Origin of the sequence: Janthinobacterium sp. 64, from assembly GCF_002813325.1 — a bacterium.
In the GTDB taxonomy this organism is placed as follows: Bacteria; Pseudomonadota; Gammaproteobacteria; order Burkholderiales; family Burkholderiaceae_D; genus Janthinobacterium.
In genome coordinates this window covers 3,323,202-3,342,496 of the sequence record NZ_PHUG01000001.1, presented here as the reverse complement: position 1 = coordinate 3,342,496, position 19,295 = coordinate 3,323,202, and the positions used below count along the sequence as shown (strand labels likewise).

Genomic DNA, 19,295 nt, shown 5'->3' with positions numbered 1-19,295 from the left:
TCTTGACACCGCTGCCGCGCAGCCACAAGCCCGAACGACAGCGTTGGACATTCACATTACCGTAATGGAGATGCAAGATGAATCACACGCCACAAGATTTGCGCACACAAACGCTGGAGCTGATTAACGCGGCTGGCAATGCGAACAAGGCGGCAGCGCCTGTCGTACAACTGGTGCAGGCATGGCTCGACTCGCTCGACGCCGAAGACCTGGCCGATATCGCGCCCGACAGCCTGGCGCCCGTGCTGGTCGACGGTTTTACGCAAGCGGCCAAGCGCACCGGTACCGGCTGCCAGATCGCCACCCTGCGCTATGCGGATGGCCGTGGCGGCATGGCGAGCGCCTTGCTGATCCTGAACGAAGACATGCCTTACCTGGTCGACTCCATCGTCATGGCCATGCGCCGCCAGCACCTGGCCGTGCGCGGCGTGATGAACACCGTGCTGCCCGTGCGCCGCGCCGCTGACGGTAGCGTCGAAGCGGTGCGCCAGCCGGGCGACCCGCTCGAATCGTATGTGCTGGTGCTGCTCGACGAAGAGCTGGAGCCGCAAGCCCTGGCTGCGCTGGTCGCCGCCATCGACATGGTCGCGCGTGACGCGGCCATCGTGCGCCGCGATGCTGCCGCCATGAGCGAGCGCCTGGCCACCGTCGCCACGGCTGCAGCGCAGCATGGCGAAGAAGGCGCGGAAGTGGCGGCCTTCCTGGAGTGGGCGCGCAGCGGCGGCTTTGAAGTATTCGGTTACGCCTACTACCGCGTCAAGCCGGGCGTGCGCGAACTCGAACGCGACATTCCTAGCCGCGTCGGCGTGCTGCAGGATACGGCGCACCCGGTCTACGGCACCTGCCTGGCGAACATCCCCGGCGACTTCGACACCCTGGCCAAGCGCGACTCGGCGCTGTCCATCGTCAAGGCCGACGTGGCGGGCACGTTGCACCGCGACCAGCAGCTCGATTTCATCGGCGTGCGCGACATGGATGCGCAAGGCGCGATCCTGGGCGAGCATTGCTTCGTCGGCTTGTTTACCCGCGCGGGCAACTCCACCCCGCTGGCGGCGCTGCCGTTTGCGCGCGGCCGCGTGGCCAAGGTACTGAGCCTGGCCGGCGTGCGCCAGCAAGGCTTCCGCGCCGAGAAATTCCGCGAAATCCTTGAGTCCTTGCCGCGCACGGAAGCGCTGGAAGCGGACCTCGACTGGCTGGCGCAAGTGTGCGGCGCCGTCGTCTCGCTGTACAAGCAGCCGCGCACCAAGGTCTTCGCGCGCCGCGACGTGTATGCGCGCCACCTGAACGTGCTGGTCTACCTGCCGCGCGAGCGTTACAGCGCCAGCGTGGCATCGAGCCTGGCGAAAGCCCTGCAAGCCAGTTCCGGCGCCACGCACGTCAGCACGCAAACCCTGGTGGCCGACGGCCCCCTGGCGCGCGTCTACCTGATCGCGCATGCCGCCCGCTATCCGCTGGATCTGGAAACGGATATCGAACAGCCGCTCCTTGGCGTGCTCGATGGCTGGCATAACGGCTTTGCCGCCGTGGCCGACGCCGTGCCCGACGTGGCCCTGCGCACCAGCCTGCGCAAACTTTGCGCGACTTTGCCGCTCGATTACGTGGCCGCCACCGCGCCGGCCGTCGCCTTCCGCGACCTCGACACCATCCTGCGCAATACCGATCCGGCGCACGTGGCCGTGCGCATCGAGACGGGCGCCGTCACCACGATTCGCCTGTACTCGGCCAACAAGGTGCCGCCGCTGTCGACCATCCTGCCGGCGCTGCACAATGCGGGCGTGGCCATCGACCGTGAACAGGCATACTCGGTGTCGCTGTCCGACGGCACGCGCTATTTCATCACCAGCCTGACGGTCGATGCGGCCAGCGCGGCGAAACTGGCGCAGCCATCCGTCGTCGCCGTGGCGCAGGAACTGTTTGCCGCCCTGTTCAACGACACGGCCGAAGATGGCCGCCTGAATGGCCTCGTCATCGAAGGCGGCTTGTCGACGCGCGAAGTGCAGCTGGTGCGCGCCTACACCAGCTACTGGCGCCAGACGGGCAGCCGCTTCTCGGTGCGCTACATCGCCGAAAGCCTGCGCAAGCAGCCGGCCCAGGTCAAAGCCCTGGTCGAAGCGTTCCTGCAGCGCTTCGATCCAGCGCTGTCCGGCGCGCAGCACGCGGCAGCCCTGGAAAGCATTGCCGCCATCAAGGCTGGCCTGCCATCCGTGAACCACGCCGATACCGAGGAAATCCTCGGCGCGCTGGCCGACCTGATGGCCGCCACCCTGCGCACCAGCTACTTCCAGAACAATCAACAAGGCGACAAGATCATCTTCAAGTTCGACACCAGCAGCCTGGCGCTGGTGCCGGAACCGCGTCCTTACCGCGAGATTTTCGTCTTCTCGCGCCGCTTTGAAGGCGTGCACCTGCGCGGCGGCCCCGTCGCCCGCGGCGGCTTGCGCTGGTCCGACCGCATGGAAGACTACCGCACCGAAGTCTTGGGCCTCGTCAAGGCGCAGATGGTCAAGAACGCCGTCATCGTGCCGGCCGGCGCGAAGGGCGGTTTCGTCTGCAAGATGATGCCGAAGGACGCCGTGCGTGAAACCATCGCGGCAGAAGGCGAAGCCGTCTACCGCCTGTTCATTTCCAGCCTGCTGGAAGTGACGGACAACCGCTCGCTGGGCAATATCGTCCCGCCAGTCGACACCGTCTGCTTCGATGACGCCGACCCTTACCTGGTGGTGGCGGCCGACAAGGGCACGGCCACGTTCTCAGACATCGCCAACGGCATCGCCGTGCAGCGCGGTTTCTGGCTCGGCGACGCGTTCGCCTCGGGCGGTTCGAACGGTTACGACCACAAGAAACTGGGCATCACCGCCAAGGGCGCATTCGAAGCCGTCAAGCGCCACTTCTATGAAATGGACCACGACCTCAATACCACCCCGATCACCATGGTCGGCGTGGGCGACATGTCGGGCGACGTGTTCGGCAACGGCGTACTGCTGTCGCGCCAGCTGAAACTGGTGGCCGCGTTCGACCACCGCCACATCTTCCTCGACCCGACACCGGACGTCGCCGTCTCGTTCGAGGAACGCGCGCGCCTGTTCGCCTTGCCGCGCTCTTCGTGGGACGACTACAACAAGGAGCTGATCTCGGCCGGCGGTGGCGTGTATCCACGCTCCGCCCGCACGATCGAGCTGTCGCCGCAAATCCGCGCCGCGCTCGATATCGCGGAAACTGCGCTGGCGCCGGAAGAACTGATGCACCGCATCCTGAAATCCCCGGTGGACCTGTTCTACAACGGCGGCATCGGCACCTACATCAAGGCGTCGACAGAGAGCCACGCGCAAGTGAAGGACCGCGCAAATGACCACATCCGCGTCAGCGGCAATGAGCTGCGCGTGAAAGTGGTGGCCGAAGGGGGGAATTTGGGTGCGACGCAGGCGGGCCGTATCGAGTTCGCGCTGGCCGGTGGCCGCATCTTCACCGACGCGATCGACAACTCGGCCGGCGTGGATTGCTCGGACCATGAAGTGAACGTGAAAATCTGGCTGGACGTGGAAGTCAACGCGGGTAAGCTGACGGAAGAAGAACGCAATCGCGAGCTGTATGCGATGACGGACGACGTCGAGCGCCTGGTCTTGCGCGACAACACGCAGCAGACGCATTTGCTGGTGCGCGAGTTGCAGGCGCAAGGCGAAAGCGCCGTGCAGGATGGCTATGCCGCCCTGATCGCCAGCCTGGAAGAAGAGGGTGCCCTGTCGCGCGAGCTGGAGCAGCTGCCGTCGGTGGCCGAACTGGCGCGCCGCAAGCTGGATAACCGTGGCCTGACCACGCCGGAACTGGCGGTGGTGATCGCCAACGTGAAGAACCGCTTCAAGCGCATCCTTTCCGCGCTGCCGTTGACGGACGAAACGTGGGCCGAACCGGTCTTGAAACCGTACTTCCCGTCCTTGCTGGTGGAAACGCGTTCGGCGCTCGACCATCCGCTGGCCAACGCCATTCTGGCGACCGTGCTGGCCAATGAAGTGATCAACCGCTGCGGCCCGCTGATGATCCGCAACCTGGCGGCGGAACACGGCGTGGACGAATCAAGCGTGATCCTGGCCTGGGGCCAGGCCTGGGTGGCGCTGAACCTGGCGCCCGTGTTCGACGCGCTCGATGCGGATGCCTTGACGATTCCACGCGACGTGTCGATCAAGGTCGATGCGCAAACGCGCGTGCTGCAGCAAACGATGATCGCCGGCGTCTTGTCGGTGCCGGCCGAGCAATTGCGTGGCGCCGGCCTGGCCGAACTGACGCGTTTGTTCGGTGCGGAATCGAAGCGCGAACTGCTCAAAGCCGTTGGCATCAAGTCGGAAGCGGCGCAGGTAGCCGGCTTGACGCCGGCCTTCGTGCAGGCGTGGGATGCGGTCGACGCGCTGGAAGTCGTCGCCGGCTTCCTGTTCCCGGCCCTGTCCGTGCCGCGTCCTGCTTCGATGGACCTGGCGGCCTTTTTGCAAGTGGGCCTGGCCCTGCGCAGCCAGGCAGGCATCGACACGCTGGAACGTGGCCTGAAGCTGGCCGCGCAAGGCAAGTCGCAGGAGCAGTTGCGCAACTACGCGCAGCAAGCGCTGCGCCGCACGCAACAGCGTTTGCTGACGCAGGTGCTGGCACGCGCCGAGCAAGGCAATGCGGGCCAGGCCGTCGATGCGGTGACGGGCGCGCTGGGCCTGTCGGCCTATGTGGCGGCGACGGAACTGGAGCAAGCCATGCTGGACGTGTGGACCTTGTCGGAAGCCGTGAATAAAATCACGGCGAAAACCCCAGCGGAAGCGGCGGTGTAATGACGCAAGAAGTAACCCAGGTAGTAACACCGGTAGTGCAGGCGCTGGCGCAGGCCGATTTCAGCGGCGTGGTCCGGTTGTTTTCGGACGCCGGTTTCACGGTGGCCTTGCCGGCGCCCGGCATGCTGCAAGTGGTCAAACCGGGAGAGAACCGCGCCAGCGTGGCTGTCTCGGTGGGCGTGCATGGCGACGAAACGGGGCCGATCGAAGTGCTGGCGCATCTGCTCGACGCCTTGTCGCGCGATGCGTCCGCACTGGCCGTCGACCTGCTCGTTTGCGTGGGCAATGTCGATGCGATCCGGGCCGGCAAGCGTTTCATCGACGCTGACCTGAATCGCATGTTCCGCCCCGTGCGGGGCAGCCTGGCGCAAGCGGCGGAAAGCGCGCGCGCCGATGAAATGATCGCTGCGACAACAGCGTTCTTTGCAGCGGCCGGTCCCGTGCGCTGGCACCTGGATTTGCACACGGCCATCCGGCCGTCCGTGTACCCTACGTTTGCCATCGTGCCGGACCTGGTGGCCGACGACGCCAAGGCGCAGCTGATAGCCTGGCTGGGCCAGGCGGCCATCGGCGCCATCATCATGAACCCGCAGTCGGCCGGCACGTATAGTTATTATTCGGCCGAGCATTGCGGTGCGGCCGCCAGCACGGTGGAACTGGGCCGCGTGGGCACCCTGGGGCAGAACGATTTGTCCCTGTTCGACGACGTGTCGCGGGCGCTGGACGGCTTGCTGCGCGGCCTGCCTGCGCAGCCGGTCAAGGCAGCGCCGCACGTGTTCAAGGTGGCGCAGGAAATCATCAAGCACAGCGATGAATTCCGCATGGCGTTTGATCGCAGCACGCAGAATTTTACGTCGCTGCCGCAACACGCCGTGATCGCCAGCGATGGCGACCACGTCTACACGGTGCAGCACGCGGAAGAGCTGGTGGTGTTTCCCAACCCGGATGTGCGGGTGGGCTTGCGCGCCGGTTTGATGGTGGTGCGCGTGGCTTGATCGTCCAGCCTTCACACAGCAGCAGGCGCCAGCCGGGGAAACCCGCCTGGCGCTTTTTTTATGGAAAAAATGCTGCACGGAAATAATTATCCATTAAGCAATCAATTGATTTAAAATATTTACCCTTTGCAATTTTTTTTGGACCGATCATGTTGAAACGCCTGCTGACAGCCTTGCTGTGCCTGACCCTCTCCGGCCTGACGGCTGCCGCCCCTGCTGAAGAGAAGGCAGCGGCACCGGAAATGACGGCCGAGCAATTCCTTGCCCAGTTGCACCTGCAACGCGGCAAGATCACTTTGCCGGGCGGCATCGCCACCCTGGATTTGCCCGCCAACTTCCGCTATTTGTCGCCGACGGACGCCGAGCGCGTGCTGGTCGATGCCTGGGGCAATCCACCGGGCATGGTATCGCTGGGCATGATCGTGCCCGCCAAGACCAGCGTGCTGGAGCGCGATAGCTGGGGTGTCATCGTCACGTATGAAAAGGAAGGCCATATCAAGGATGACGATGCGGACAGCATCAAATATGACGAATTGCTCAAGGATATGCAGGCATCCGTGCTGGACAATAACGCGGAGCGCAAGAAGCAGGGTTATCCCGGCATCCATTTGATGGGCTGGGCGGAAAAACCCAGCTATGCCAAGGATACGCACAAGCTGTACTGGGCCAAGGACCTGATGGTCGATGGCGGCGAGCATTCGCTGAACTACAACGTGCGCGTGCTGGGCCGCGAAGGCGTGCTGAACCTGAACGCGATCGCCAGCATGCAACAGATCGAAGCGATCAAGAAAGAAATGCAGCAAGTGACGGCGTTCACGGAATTTACCGACGGTAACCGCTACACGGATTTCGACAGCAAGACGGACAAGGTGGCTGAATACGGCCTGGCGGCACTGGTGGCGGGCGGCGTGGCCAGCAAGCTGGGCCTGTTTGGCAAGTTGCTGGCGCTGCTGCTGGCCTTCAAGAAAGTGCTGCTCCTGGCCGTCGTGGGCGGCGGCGCGGCCATCGTCAAGTTCTTCAGCGGCAAGCGCAAGGACAAGCCGGCGCCGCAGGCCGAACCTGCGGAACAGCCTAGCCATGCGCCGGATGGCAAGGTGAATCTGGACAAGTAAGCCTGTGTGCGCACCCGCAGGCGGCGCCTCGGGTACACTGACTTATCGTTCACTATCAGGAGTCCGCCATGTCCGTGTCCATGTATCAGGCAACCATTCCCGTCTTCATCCGCGGCTTGCGGGTCGTCTCGGCCCTGCTGGAAAAAGCGCAGGCCCATGTGGAGGAAGACGGCATCGTGCCCGAGATTTTACTGGGCGCGCAACTGGCGCCCGACATGCTGGACTTGACGGCGCAGGTGCAGCGCGCCAGCGATACGTCGAAGATGTCGGTCGAGCGCCTGAGCGGCGTGCCGGCACCGAAGTTCGAGGATAACGAAGCGTCGTTCGAGCAGTTACAGGAGCGCATCGCCAACACCATCGCCTACATCGACAGCGTCAACGCCGGCCAGATGGCGGGCAGCGCGCAGAAGGAAGTCGTGCTGAACTGGACGGACGAGGGGACAACATTCTCGGGCGACGATTACCTGCTCAGCTTTGCCTTGCCGAACTTCTATTTCCACGTCTCCATGGTCCACGCCATCCTGAGAAACAATGGCGTGGCCGTGGGCAAGCTCGACTATCTGGGACCGTACGATTAACGTTGTGGCTGTTGCACCTGGTTCTGCACCGCATTGCCCAGCATGCCGCCGCCGATCACGCCGGCCACCGTTGCCAGCGCCTTGCCGCGGCCGCCACCGACTTGATTGCCGATCAAGCCGCCGATGACGGCGCCCGTGCCGATGCCCACGTAGTTCGGTTGTGCTGGCGCCGGCGCAGGCACTGGCTGCGGCTGGCGCACGGGTTCGCGGTAGGCCGTGTCGCGGTAGCCATCGTTGTTGTCATTGTAGGCAGGACGCGCCTGCGCCACTGGCGTGTGGTGCACGACGCGCTTGTGCACGACGGGCGCCGGTGCCGGTGCCGGGGCGGCTTGTGCGACGACGGGCGCGGCAACCGGTGCGGCCACAGGTGCTGCCAAGGCCGCCACGTCGGCAGGAATGGCTGGCGTGGCCGGCACGTTCGCCCGCGAATTGGGCAGGATACCGGTGATGGACGCCGCGCCCACCAGGCACAGGACCGTCACGGAAATGGCGGCGCCGGCCATCAAGGGGTGGATGCGGCTGGCGGTAGTCGTCGTGTTCATGTGTTCTCCTGGGGTGGTGCTGCGGGTGTTATTGATGTGTCCAGCTGATGTGTCCACATTAGCGGCCGCGCCGGCCCAAGGCTAGCCCTTGCGCTGTATCAAACGTAAGCAGGTGTAAGCCGCGCTTTTCAAAGCGCAGTAGAATCGGTGCTTCCCCTTTTCCGAAAGTCCGCCATGAGCCAGCTATTCACGCCATATGCCCTTGGCCCCTTGCACGTTGCCAACCGCATCGCCATCGCGCCCATGTGCCAGTACTCGGCTGACAACGGCAACGCCACCGACTGGCACATGATCCACCTGGGCCACCTGGCCCTGTCCGGCGCGGGCTTGCTGATGACGGAAGCGACGGCCGTCTCGCCCGAGGGACGCATCTCGGCCGATGACCTGGGCCTGTGGTCGGACGCGAATCAGGCTGCGCTGGCCAAGGTGGTGCAGGCGATCCGCCGCCACTCGCCGATTCCGCTGGTGGTGCAGCTGGGCCACGCGGGACGCAAGGCGTCGAGCCGCGCGCCCTGGGAAGGCGGTGCCTGCGTGCACCTGGCCGAGGGCGGCTGGCAAACGGTGGCGCCATCCGCCATCGCCCACGCACCGGGCGAAACGGTGCCGATCGCACTCGATGAGATGGGTTTGTTGCAAATCAAGGGCGCCTTTGTCGCGGCCGCCCAGCGCGTGCATGCGCTCGGTATCGAGGGCATCGAACTGCACGCGGCGCACGGCTATCTGCTGCACCAGTTTTTGTCGCCCCTGTCGAATCAGCGCACGGATGCGTATGGCGGCAGCCTGGAAAACCGCATGCGCTTTCCACTGGAAGTGCTTGAGGCCGTGCGCGCCGCCGTGCCTGACTCGGTGGCCGTGGGCGTACGCATTTCCGCCACCGACTGGGTCGAAGGCGGCTGGGAAATCGAGCAAAGCGTGCGCTTCGCGCAGGAACTCAAGCAGCTGGGCGCCGACTTTATCCACGTCTCCAGCGGCGGGATTTCGCCGCAGCAGCAAATCCCCGTGGGACCCGGCTACCAGGTGGCGTTTGCCGAGCGCATCAAGCGCGACAGCGGCCTGCCTACGATTAGCGTGGGCTTGATCACGGAGGCGCAGCAGGCGCAAGACATCATCGTCAACGGCCAGTCCGACATGGTGGCGCTGGCGCGCGCCATCCTGTTCGACCCGCGCTGGCCCTGGCATGCGGCAGCCCAGCTGGGTGCGCAAGTGCAGGCGCCGCCGCAGTACTGGCGCTCGCAGCCGCGCGAATTCAAGAACCTGTTCGGCGACACGACCCTGGGCCAGCGCTGACCAGCTTGCTCTGCTACACTGACGCTTCTTCCCCATTTCTTCAGGACGCTTCGACATGCGCCATTGATACTGCCGTGCTGTGCACGGCCTCGCCCTTCCCGCCAGCGCGCCATTGCGCCGCACGGGTTCGCCAGCCTTGCTCAAGGAGTATCCATGCCCGCATTACTACAACTCGACCGTCTTTCCTTCGTGCTGCCCGATGGCCGCGCCCTGTTTTCCGATCTGCAATTTTCTTTTGCCCCGCAACGTATCGGCCTCGTCGGCGATAACGGCGTGGGCAAGAGCGTGCTGGCCCGCCTGCTGGCAGGCCGGGCGCAGCCGTCTTCCGGCGCCGTGCGCTGCGACGGCAGCGTCCATTACGTGGCGCAGGAACTCGATCCGCAGCGCTATCCCACCGTGGCGGCGCTCGCTGGCGTGAGCAGCTTGCTGGCGGCGCTGGCGCGCATCGCGGCAGGCAGCGTCGATGAAGCCGACTACGCCCTGGTGGGAGAGCGCTGGGATGCCCCCGCCCGCCTGCGTCAGGCGCTCGACGAGATCGGCCTGCCGCATGTCGGCGCCGGCACGCCGACGAGTCGCCTCAGCGGCGGCGAGCGCCAGCGCGTCGCCCTGCAAGGCGCCTGGCTGTCGCAGGCGGACTGGCTGGTGCTCGATGAACCGAGCAACCATCTCGATGCGCAGCAGCGCGCCCGTCTGGTGGCGCAGATGGCGCGCTGGCCCGGCGGCTTGCTGCTGGTCAGCCATGACCGCGGCTTGCTGCAGCACGTCGATGCAATCGTCGAGTTGTCGCCGCAGGGCTTGCGCAGCTATGGCGGCAATTACGCGATGTATGCGCAGCAGCGCGCGCTGGAGCAGGCCGGCTACGTTGCCGCCCTGCAGGCGGAAAAGGCCGGCGCCAGACGCGAACAGCGCGAAGCGCAGCAGCAGGCCGAACGCCAGCAGAAACGGGTGATACGCGGTGAAAGGGACGGCCGCGAAGGCAATCAAAGCAAGCTGCTGCTCGACGCGCGCAAGGAGAAAAGCCAGGATAGCCAGGGCAAGCTGCGCCTGCGCGCGCAAGAGGCGCAGCAGGCGCGCCAGCAAAGGGTGTCGGATGCCAGCGCCCGCTGCGCGCCCGAGATGGAGCGCCTGTTGCTGGCGCCCGACAGTGCCGTGCCGAACGGCAAGCTGATCCTGGAGCTGCGCGATCTGGTCTTGCCCTATGGCCAGGCGCAAGCGCTGGATCTGCTTCTCAGCGGGCCGCGCCGCCTGGCCGTGACGGGTGACAATGGCAGCGGCAAGTCGACCCTGCTGCGCGTGATCGCCGGACAGCTGACACCGGCCAGCGGCGAGCTGCGCTGTCATGCGCGGGTGGCCTGGCTGGACCAGCATGCGGGACTGCAAGACGGCGAGTGCAGCGCCGTGCAGCGCGTGCAAAAACGCAACAGCACGTTGGCGGAAGGGGACTTGCGCACGCGGCTGGCGCTGCTGGGCATTGCCGGCGCGCGCGCCACCATGCCCAGCCGTTTGCTCAGCGGCGGCGAGCGCATGAAGGTGGCGCTGGCGGCCGAATTGTATGCGCTGGCGCCGCCGCAACTGCTGCTGCTCGATGAACCCGACAATCATCTGGACCTGGCCAGCCTGCAGGCGCTGGAGCAGATGCTGCTGCAATATCGGGGCGCGCTACTTGTGGTTTCGCACGACCAGGCATTTTTGCAGGCGATAAACCTTGACCCAGAGGGCTTGACATTGCAAAAGTGACAATTTAATGAAAAAAGTCACGCTCGATGCCTGTAGAGCATGCTTCATGAACCAATGCTGAATTTTGTTTGATTGTCGGTATAATCCACTGAATAACCGGGCCTATTTGTGAACTAAAACTGCTCGTTCACCAATATGATGACGTTTAATCTGGCACTGTTGTCGGTCACTACCGCGCTGCCAGGGCGTCATCCTCCGTGCCCTGCCGTGCATGAATTTTGGTTTCGCTTATATTGTTTTCTTGGAGAAATAGCATGTCGTTTTACGAAAAACTCAAAGCCCTCAACATTGAACTGCCAGTCGTTGCCGCCCCAGCTGCCGCCTACGTGATGCATGCCCGCACGGGCAACACCGTCTTCCTGTCCGGCCACCTGGCCAAGAAGGATGGCAAGGTCTGGGTCGGTCAACTGGGCAAGGATGTCACCACGGAAGAAGGCAAGATCGCTGCGCGCGGCATCGCCATCGAACTGATCGCCACCTTGCAAGACGCGTGCGGCGGCGACTTGAACAAGGTCAAGCGCATCGTCAAGGTCATGAGCCTGGTCAATTCCACCTCCACATTCACGGAACAGCACCTGGTGACCAATGGCGCCTCGGAACTGTTCGTCGAAGTCTTCGGCGACAGCGGCAAGCACGCGCGCTCCGCCTTCGGCGTGGCGCAAATCCCGCTGGGCGCTTGCGTCGAGATCGAGCTGATCGCCGAACTGGCCTGACGCAGTGGTCTGACCACATGAACATGCCGGCGCTTGCCGCCGGCGCACCGTTTCCTCCTTTCCAGCAAGAGCGGAACCGCCATTGGGGTGGAGGGATCGGCGTATTCAAGAAAAAAACGGAGACACGTAATGAAAACGAATGAACAAGGCTTGCACCGCGGCCTGGGCGAGCGGCAAATCCGCCTGATGGCGCTGGGCGCCGCGATTGGCGTGGGCCTGTTTCTGGGTTCGGGCAACGCGATCAAGATGGCCGGTCCCGGCATCATGCTGTCGTACATCATCGGTGGCGCGGTCATCTTCATGATCATGCGCGCGCTGGGTGAAATGGCCGTGCACAATCCCGTGGCCGGTTCTTTCAGCCGCTATGCCCAGGATTACCTGGGTCCCCTGCAAGGCTATCTGACGGGCTGGAACTACTGGTTCCTGTGGCTCGTCACATGCGTGGCGGAAATTACCGCCGTCGCCATCTACATGGGCATCTGGTTCCCCGACGTGCCGCGCTGGATCTGGGCCCTGGCGGCCTTGGGTTCCATGGGCGCCATCAACCTGCTGGCCGTGAAAGCTTACGGCGAGTTCGAGTTCTGGTTTGCCCTGATCAAGGTCGTCACCATCATCCTGATGATCGTCGGCGGCACGGGCATGATCGTCTTCGGCCTGGGCAACGGCGGCGTGGCCGTCGGCATCTCGAACCTGTGGACGCATGGCGGTTTCTTCCCGAATGGCGCGCAAGGCGTGCTGATGTCGCTGCAGATGGTGATGTTCGCCTATCTGGGCGTGGAAATGATCGGCCTGACGGCCGGCGAAGCGGCGAACCCGAAGAAATCGATTCCGGACGCCATCAATTCGGTGTTCTGGCGCATTCTGATTTTCTATGTCGGCGCATTGTTCGTCATCCTGTCGATCTACCCATGGAATGAAATCGGCACCACCGGCAGCCCCTTCGTGATGACGTTCGAACGCCTGGGCATCAAGACGGCCGCCGGCATCATCAACTTCGTCGTGCTGACGGCGGCCTTGTCGTCGTGCAATGGCGGCATCTTCAGCACAGGCCGCATGCTGTACAACCTGGCGCTGCAAGGCCAGGCGCCGAAGGCGTTTGCGGAAACCACGGCCAGCGGCGTGCCGCGCCGCGCCATCCTGGTGTCCGTCTTCGCGCTGTTGCTGGGCGTGCTGCTGAACTACCTGGTGCCGGAAAAAGTGTTTATCTGGGTCACCTCGATTTCCACCTTCGGCGCCGTCTGGACCTGGGGCGTGATCCTGGTCACGCAAATTCAGTTCCGCAAGACCTTGACGCCGCTGGAAATCAAGAACCTGGCCTTCCGCATGCCGTTCGCGCCCTACGGTTCCTGGATTTCGCTGGCTTTCCTGGCGCTGGTGATCGGCCTGATGGCGTATTTCCCCGATACGCGCATCGCCCTGATGGTCGGACCAGCCTGGCTGATCCTGCTGACGGTGCTGTACTACGTGCTGGGCCTGGCGCCGAAAGAGCGCCGCGACGACGTGCCGCAAGGCTACGAGGCAGGCTGGCCGCAGGCCGATGCGCCACACGTCAAGAAGTAAGCCAGCGTAGTTGAGCTGAGTCAAAAGCGCGTCCCTGCTCCTGCAGCGGCGCGCTTTTTCTTTCATGTAAGCAATTTCTTCTTCGCCAGCACTCCCGTGGCTTTGCCGGCGCACGCCTGGCGTTGTTTCCATGCATCAAAGTTCTGTTTAGCTGAGCCGATGAAAGCCCTATAATCGCTTAGTTTTGAAAATGGACGCGATCTTTCCGGTTTTTTGCCAGGTAGGGCCGGAGCGCTATTTGTTTTTACCCGTCATACGAATATGTGTGCCTCATAAAGGAATATTAGTGAGCCAAACCCTGGTCCAGAAACTCTGCCGCACCAAGCCGATCGATACCACGGTCGAATATGGTGAAGGCCTCAGCAGCAGTGGCTTGAGCCGCTCCATCGGCCTGTTTTCCCTCACCATGATCGGCGTCGGCGCCACCATCGGCACTGGCATTTTCTTTACCATGGTCGAAGCCGTCCCCAAGGCGGGCCCCTCAGTCGTCCTGTCTTTCCTGATCGCCGCCATCACGGCCGGCCTGACGGCCTTGTGTTATGCGGAATTGTCGTTCCGCATACCCGCTTCCGGCTCCTCGTATTCGTTTGCCTACGCCACCGTGGGGGAGTTTCTTGCCTTCATCATGGCCGCCTGTCTGCTGCTCGAATACGGCTTGGCGGGCAGTGCCGTGGCCATCGGCTGGTCGTCCTACCTGAACAACTTCCTGGAAAACGCGTTTGGCTGGCACATTCCCGAGATGCTGCGCACGCCGATGATCGTTTCTGGCCCGCATGGCATGGAGTTTCATGCCGGCCACATCAACCTGCCGCCGATCTTTTTGATCTGCATGTGCGGCTTCTTGCTGCTGCGTGGCGCCAAGGAATCGGCCCTGATGAACGCCATCATGGTCATCATCAAACTGGCGATCCTCGTGTTTTTCATCGTCATCGCGTTTTCCGGTTTTAACGCCGACAATTTCTTCCCCTTCTTCAATACCGACAATAGCAAGGGCTTTGCCGGCATGACGGGCGTCACGGCCGCGGCCGGCACCGTCTTCTTCTCCTTCATCGGCCTCGATACGGTGGCCACCGCAGGCGATGAAGTGAAAAATCCCACGCGCAATGTGCCGCGCGGCATCCTCGGCGCCTTGCTCATCGTCACCGTGTTTTACTTGCTGGTGGCCGTGGCTGCCCTCGGCGCGCAACAGGCGAAATTGTTCGAAGGCCAGGAAGCGGGCCTGGCGGTGATCCTGCAAAACGTCACGGGCAAGACCTGGCCCGCGCTGGTGCTGTCGGCCGGCGCCGTCATTTCCGTCTTCAGCGTCACCCTGGTGACGATCTATGGCCAGACGCGCATCCTGTTTGCCGTCAGCCGCGATGGTTTGATTCCGAAATCGTTCCAGAAAATCCACCCGCGCACCCTGGTGCCGGTCAGCAATACCATCATCGTCTGCCTCGTGGTGGCCGTGGTGGCCGGTTCCATCGATGCGACTTACCTGTGGGACATGGTCAGCATCGGTACCCTGACGGCCTTCATGGTGGTCTCGATCGCCGTGCCCGTGCTGCGCCACAAACAGGGTGCGAACCGCATCGAAGGCTTCAGCGTGCCGTTCGGCCCGTATGTGATTCCCGGCCTGAGCATCCTGGCTTGCCTGTACATCATGCGCGATTTGCCGCATACGACGTTTGTCGTGTTCAGCGTGTGGATGGCGGTGACGGTGGCCATTTACTTCTTGTACAGCATGCGGCATTCGCACCTGGGCAAGAAGGCCCGCTAATGCAGTCTGTTCCATCCAAAACCGCCGCGCTTGCCGGCGGTTTTTTTTATTTCTAACCGGAATTTACATGATGAAAATAACTGATCTGGCCGCTTGTGGCTTGCTGGCAAGCAGTCTTCTGGGCACAACGGTACTGGCCGCTCCGGCAAGCGAGCCGGCCTTGCGCGATTACCGCGCCGTCGCCTTGTCGGCCAATGGCCAGCACATCGCCGCCATCGAGTCGAGCAAGGCGGAACAGCCGCAGCGCCCGCATGCGGTGATCGTCGTGCGCGACGCCGCCAACGGCGCCATCGTGCAGCAATTCGATCCATGCACCGTGTGTTCTTACGACAAGCCCAGCTGGTCGCCTGACGGCCGGCAACTGGCCTTCATCGGCTACGACGCCAAGGCGGGCACGGCGCAGCTGTACCTGGCCACCTTGTCGCAGGCGCCAGCGCGGATGTTGACCAGCATCAAGGGCGTGGCCAGCACGGCGCGCTGGTCGCCGGACGGCAAGCAGCTGGCCCTGCTCGCCACGGTGGGCGCGCGCAAGCTGGCCGGCGCCGTCGAGGCAGGCGCGCGCCAGGTGGGCGAAGTGGGCAGCGAAGACGATGCCCAGCGCATAGTCGTGGTGGCGGCCAGCGGCGGCGAGCCGCGTTTGCTGTCACCAGGCGACACCTATGTCTATGAATACAACTGGACGCCCGATGGCCGCGGCTTTGTCGCCACCAGCGCGCAGGGCAATGGCGACAGCAACTGGTGGGTCGCCAAGCTCAGCCATATCAATGCGGCCACGGGCGCCCTGCGCGTGATCGCGTCGCCGGCCATGCAGCTGAACCTGCCTTCCGTTTCGCCCGATGGCAAGACGGTGGCCTTCATCGGCGGCCTGATGAGCGATTTCGGCTCCATCGGCGGCGATATTTATACCGTGCCGCTGGCCGGCGGCACGCCGCGCAATCTCACGCCGGACTACCGCGGCACCTTCAATGGCGTCGTCTGGCGCGGCGCCGGCTTGCTGGCAACGGCCCTGATCGATTCGCAGCTGGCGCTGGTGCCCGTCGATGCGCAGACCGGCCCCAGCCAACCTGTGCTGCTCGGTGAGATCAGCAGCAGCGGCAGCGATGGCCGTCTGTCGTTCAGCGCCGATGGCTTGCAAGCGGCTGCCGTACAGGAAGATTTTACGCACGCTTCCTACCTGGTGGCGGGACCGGTGGGCCAGCTGAAAAAGATCACGCGCGACAATGACGGCTTTGCGCCGCAACTGGCGGTGCAGAACGTGGGCTGGAGCAATGAGCAATACAAGGTGCAGGGCTGGCTGCTGGGACCGTTGTCGGTGGAGGCCGGCAAGCGCTATCCGATGATCGTCAACGTCCATGGCGGCCCCGGCACGGCGGCCTCGCCCCGTTACGTGGGAGCGGGCACGCTGATCCACGAATTGACGCAAAAAGGCTATTTCGTCTTCCTGCCCAATCCGCGCGGCAGCTTTGGCCAGGGCCAGGCTTTTACGCGCGCCAACATGGCCGACTTTGGCGGCGGCGACTGGCGCGACATTCTGGCCGGTATCGATGCGGCGCAAACAATGGCGCCCGTCGACGGCCAGCGCCTGGGCCTGATCGGCCATTCGTATGGCGGCTTCATGACCATGTGGGGCGTCACGCACAGCGACCGCTTCAAGGCGGCCGTGGCGGGCGCGGGCGTGTCGAACTGGATCAGTTATTACGGCCAGAACGGCATCAATCAGTGGATGATCCCGTTCTTTGGCGCTTCCGCGTATGACAAGCCCGAGGTCTACCGCCGTGCCTCACCGATCGAATCGATCAAGGCGGCCAAGACGCCGACCCTGATCTACGTGGGCGAGCGCGACGTGGAAACGCCGGCCGCCCAGTCGCTGGAATTCTGGCACGGCTTGCGCGCCATGGGCGTGCCGTCCAGCCTGTTCATCTACGACGGTGAAGGCCATTCCTTCCGCAAGCCCGAGCACCAGCGCGACTTGCAGAAACGCACCATCGATTGGTTTGAACGCTATCTGAAATAAATCGCTGCGGTTTAGCGTGGCGAAACGATATGCACGATTGCGGCGCTATGCACCACGATCTTGTCCGCATCTGCCTGCAACAATCGGATGCGTCGCTTGACCAGCGGCCAGCCCGACCAGGCCACGTCGCTGACGGGCGGGGCTGCAAGGGCGGCCAGAGGCGCGCTGATGGCCGCCTTGTCGTCGAGCTGTTCGAGCGCGCGCGACAAGGTCAGGCACACTTGCGTATGGCTGTGGCCAAGCAAGGCATTGACGGGCGCGACGGGCAGCTGGCTGGCATGGCGGCCCAGGATCGAGCGCAGTGCCGCCACGTGGGCGACCAATAAATAATTTTGCACGATGAACAGGTTGATGTCTTCCACGGCCCGCTGCTTGCTGGCCGGCTCATCGAGCATGCGCACGAGTGCCGAGCTGAGCGCGGCCAAGCTGTCCATCAAACGCTTGCGCTCGATGCGGTAGGCGAAATCATCGAAACATTTTCCTTGCAGCAGCGCGAAGCTGGCTTGCATATAGCTGAGGTTCACGTTGAGCACCTGGCGCACGAGGCGTGGCAGGCTCTGGTATTCCCAGTTGGCCAGCACAAAGCTGAACACGGTGGCCACCGCCGCGCCGATCAGCGTGTCGATCAGGCGTTCGCTGACGAGGTTCGGATTGCTGGGCGCCACCAGGTGCATTTGCAGCAAGATCATCAGGCTCACGGCGATGGCCGTGTAGCGGTAGCGCAAATAAATAAAAGTGGGCGTGGCCACGATGGAGAGAAATAATATGGCCATCAGCACGATATTGCTGTGCACAAAGCGGATCACGATGGCCGTGACCACGCAGCCGATGATGGTGCCGATGATGCGGTCGGCGCGGCGCTGGCGCGTCATGCTGAAGGTGGGCCGCAGGATGATGACGATGGTCAAGACGATCCAGTAGCTGTGGGCCGCGTATGGCAGCCAGTGGCCGATCAATAAGCCCACGGAAATCGCCATCGACACGCGCAGGGCGAAGCGGAATACGGGCGAGTCCACGCGCAAGTTGGCCAGCAGGGTGGTCAGTTCGTATTTCTGCTGCGACAGGAATGGCGCCATGTCCGCGCCGCTCCAGAACGGCACGTTGTCGTAGACTTTTTGCGTGGCCAGATGCAGTTCGCCGATCATCTTCAGAATCGCGCGGATCTTGTTGCGCTGCGCGCGCAGGGTGGCCAGCGCTTCCTGCGCTGCGTCGCCTTGAGCGTGCAGGCGGGCAATTTCTCCTTCGATGTCGGCCCATTCCTTGTCATAACTGATTTGCGCATACGAGGCGCGCTTGCGCGTGACGGCGTAGGCCACGGCTTCGATATCGCGCGCCGCCTTGTAGGCCAGGTCATGCAAGGATTTGAGCACCTCGGAGTCGGCCAGGTGCTGGCGCAGCAGCGCGTAATCCGTGTGCGTGGAGAGTATCAGTTCATACAGATCGAGCATGCACACGTGCACTTGCACGACGATGGCGTCCTTGCTGTTCTTGTGGCTGCGCAGTATCAAATCGCGCGACGCCTGCTGGCGGTCGGCCAGGATGCTTTGGTGGCGCACCAGCTTGTTGAATTGCTCGGTCAGATTAAAACGCGTGTCGTAGAAATCGGCCTTGATGTCGATGTAGGCGGCCAGCTCGAACAGGGCTTCGGCCAGCACTTGCTGTTTGATGCGGTGGCGCAAGACCCAGGCGATGGCCATGGCATAGGCCAGATAGATCAAGCCACCCAGCATGAACAGGCCTGCGTGGTGGAACGATTGTTGCCACGTCATCTGGTGCTCCATCGACATGGTCATGATGAACAGGGCGGCCAGTTGCAAGGGCATGGATTTTTTGCCGTACACCACCATCATGCTGGCGAGGAAACTGACCAGCACGAGCACCGTCATCAGCAGCCACTGCACGGGCCCGCACAGGCTGATCAGGAGCGTTACGGCGCTGCACAGCAGCACGGAAGCGAGCATTTCGTTGAACTTGTGGCGCAGCGGGCTGGGCATGTCCATCAGGGTCGTGCACAGGGCGCCGATGCATACCGTCATGGCGGTGGCGCTGTCGCTGATTTCCTGGACCAGCAGAGCCAGGCCCACCAGGCCGATGGCCACGCGCAAGCCCAGGTAAAAATAATGGCTGTAAATAAAGGTGCGCAGGTTCAGTGCGTAGTGCATGGGATTACCTTGTGGGTAGGGCACAGAAAGA

The 19,295-nt window shown here is 63.3% G+C and carries 12 protein-coding genes; 10 read left to right on the top strand and 2 right to left on the bottom strand.

What is annotated here, in order from left to right:
* The first annotated feature begins 77 nt into the window (after positions 1–77).
* The 4 genes from CLU91_RS14720 (at position 78) to CLU91_RS14705 (ending at position 7,490) form a co-directional block, all read left to right on the top strand.
* Complete coding sequence (locus CLU91_RS14720) at positions 78–4,805, top strand: NAD-glutamate dehydrogenase domain-containing protein (protein WP_100874762.1); 4,728 nt, start codon at positions 78–80, stop codon at positions 4,803–4,805.
* Positions 4,805–5,800 carry a succinylglutamate desuccinylase gene (locus CLU91_RS14715; RefSeq protein ID WP_100874761.1) on the top strand — a complete coding sequence of 332 codons (996 nt, stop codon included), beginning with the start codon at positions 4,805–4,807 and terminating at the stop codon, positions 5,798–5,800. The genes CLU91_RS14720 and CLU91_RS14715 overlap by 1 nt, the downstream gene beginning before the upstream one ends.
* 149 nt (positions 5,801–5,949) lie before the next feature.
* Positions 5,950–6,912, top strand: coding sequence for a DUF2167 domain-containing protein (locus tag CLU91_RS14710; RefSeq protein WP_232730760.1), 963 nt, complete (start codon positions 5,950–5,952; stop codon positions 6,910–6,912).
* Positions 6,913–6,980: 68 nt separating this feature from the next.
* The gene (locus CLU91_RS14705; protein ID WP_100874760.1) at positions 6,981–7,490 is read left to right on the top strand and encodes a DUF1993 domain-containing protein; all 510 of its coding nucleotides are present in this window, start codon (positions 6,981–6,983) and stop codon (positions 7,488–7,490) included.
* Here the strand turns inward: CLU91_RS14705 and CLU91_RS14700 are convergent.
* On the bottom strand, positions 7,487–8,032 hold the full coding sequence (locus CLU91_RS14700) for a glycine zipper 2TM domain-containing protein (protein WP_100874759.1): 546 nt from the start codon (positions 8,030–8,032) through the stop codon (positions 7,487–7,489). The two genes, CLU91_RS14705 and CLU91_RS14700, sit on opposite strands and share 4 nt — an antisense overlap.
* Positions 8,033–8,206: 174 nt before the next feature.
* Between CLU91_RS14700 and CLU91_RS14695 the strand changes: the two genes are divergently transcribed.
* From CLU91_RS14695 to CLU91_RS14670, 6 genes are all read left to right on the top strand, one after another.
* Entirely contained in the window at positions 8,207–9,319 is a 1,113-nt protein-coding gene (locus tag CLU91_RS14695; protein ID WP_100874758.1) for an NADH:flavin oxidoreductase/NADH oxidase, read from the top strand.
* A 153-nt stretch (positions 9,320–9,472) separates the two neighbouring features.
* Positions 9,473–11,056 (top strand): ATP-binding cassette domain-containing protein, encoded by a 1,584-nt coding sequence (locus CLU91_RS14690; protein WP_100874757.1) that lies wholly within the window; start codon positions 9,473–9,475, stop codon positions 11,054–11,056.
* A gap of 254 nt (positions 11,057–11,310) precedes the next feature.
* Entirely contained in the window at positions 11,311–11,769 is a 459-nt protein-coding gene (locus CLU91_RS14685; protein ID WP_070254760.1) for a RidA family protein, read from the top strand.
* A 129-nt stretch (positions 11,770–11,898) separates the two neighbouring features.
* On the top strand, positions 11,899–13,329 hold the full coding sequence (locus tag CLU91_RS14680) for an amino acid permease (protein WP_100874756.1): 1,431 nt from the start codon (positions 11,899–11,901) through the stop codon (positions 13,327–13,329).
* 286 nt (positions 13,330–13,615) lie between these two features.
* Positions 13,616–15,088 (top strand): amino acid permease, encoded by a 1,473-nt coding sequence (locus CLU91_RS14675; protein ID WP_100874755.1) that lies wholly within the window; start codon positions 13,616–13,618, stop codon positions 15,086–15,088.
* A gap of 67 nt (positions 15,089–15,155) precedes the next feature.
* Positions 15,156–17,102 (top strand): S9 family peptidase, encoded by a 1,947-nt coding sequence (locus CLU91_RS14670; protein WP_232730759.1) that lies wholly within the window; start codon positions 15,156–15,158, stop codon positions 17,100–17,102.
* An 11-nt stretch (positions 17,103–17,113) separates the two neighbouring features.
* Here CLU91_RS14670 and CLU91_RS14665 read toward each other — a convergent pair whose 3' ends face one another.
* Complete coding sequence (locus tag CLU91_RS14665; protein WP_100874754.1) at positions 17,114–19,264, bottom strand: FUSC family protein; 2,151 nt, start codon at positions 19,262–19,264, stop codon at positions 17,114–17,116.
* Positions 19,265–19,295: the final 31 nt, after the last annotated feature.

Bases quoted from the DNA above. Each gene is read 5' to 3' on its own strand.
- CLU91_RS14720 (WP_100874762.1), top strand. From the start codon at position 78: ATGAATCACACGCCACAAGATTTGCGCACACAAACGCTGGAGCTGATT.
- CLU91_RS14715 (WP_100874761.1), top strand. From the start codon at position 4,805: ATGACGCAAGAAGTAACCCAGGTAGTAACACCGGTAGTGCAGGCGCTG.
- CLU91_RS14710 (WP_232730760.1), top strand. From the start codon at position 5,950: ATGTTGAAACGCCTGCTGACAGCCTTGCTGTGCCTGACCCTCTCCGGC.
- CLU91_RS14705 (WP_100874760.1), top strand. From the start codon at position 6,981: ATGTCCGTGTCCATGTATCAGGCAACCATTCCCGTCTTCATCCGCGGC.
- CLU91_RS14700 (WP_100874759.1), bottom strand. From the start codon at position 8,032: ATGAACACGACGACTACCGCCAGCCGCATCCACCCCTTGATGGCCGGC.
- CLU91_RS14695 (WP_100874758.1), top strand. From the start codon at position 8,207: ATGAGCCAGCTATTCACGCCATATGCCCTTGGCCCCTTGCACGTTGCC.
- CLU91_RS14690 (WP_100874757.1), top strand. From the start codon at position 9,473: ATGCCCGCATTACTACAACTCGACCGTCTTTCCTTCGTGCTGCCCGAT.
- CLU91_RS14685 (WP_070254760.1), top strand. From the start codon at position 11,311: ATGTCGTTTTACGAAAAACTCAAAGCCCTCAACATTGAACTGCCAGTC.
- CLU91_RS14680 (WP_100874756.1), top strand. From the start codon at position 11,899: ATGAAAACGAATGAACAAGGCTTGCACCGCGGCCTGGGCGAGCGGCAA.
- CLU91_RS14670 (WP_232730759.1), top strand. From the start codon at position 15,156: ATGATGAAAATAACTGATCTGGCCGCTTGTGGCTTGCTGGCAAGCAGT.
- CLU91_RS14665 (WP_100874754.1), bottom strand. From the start codon at position 19,264: ATGCACTACGCACTGAACCTGCGCACCTTTATTTACAGCCATTATTTT.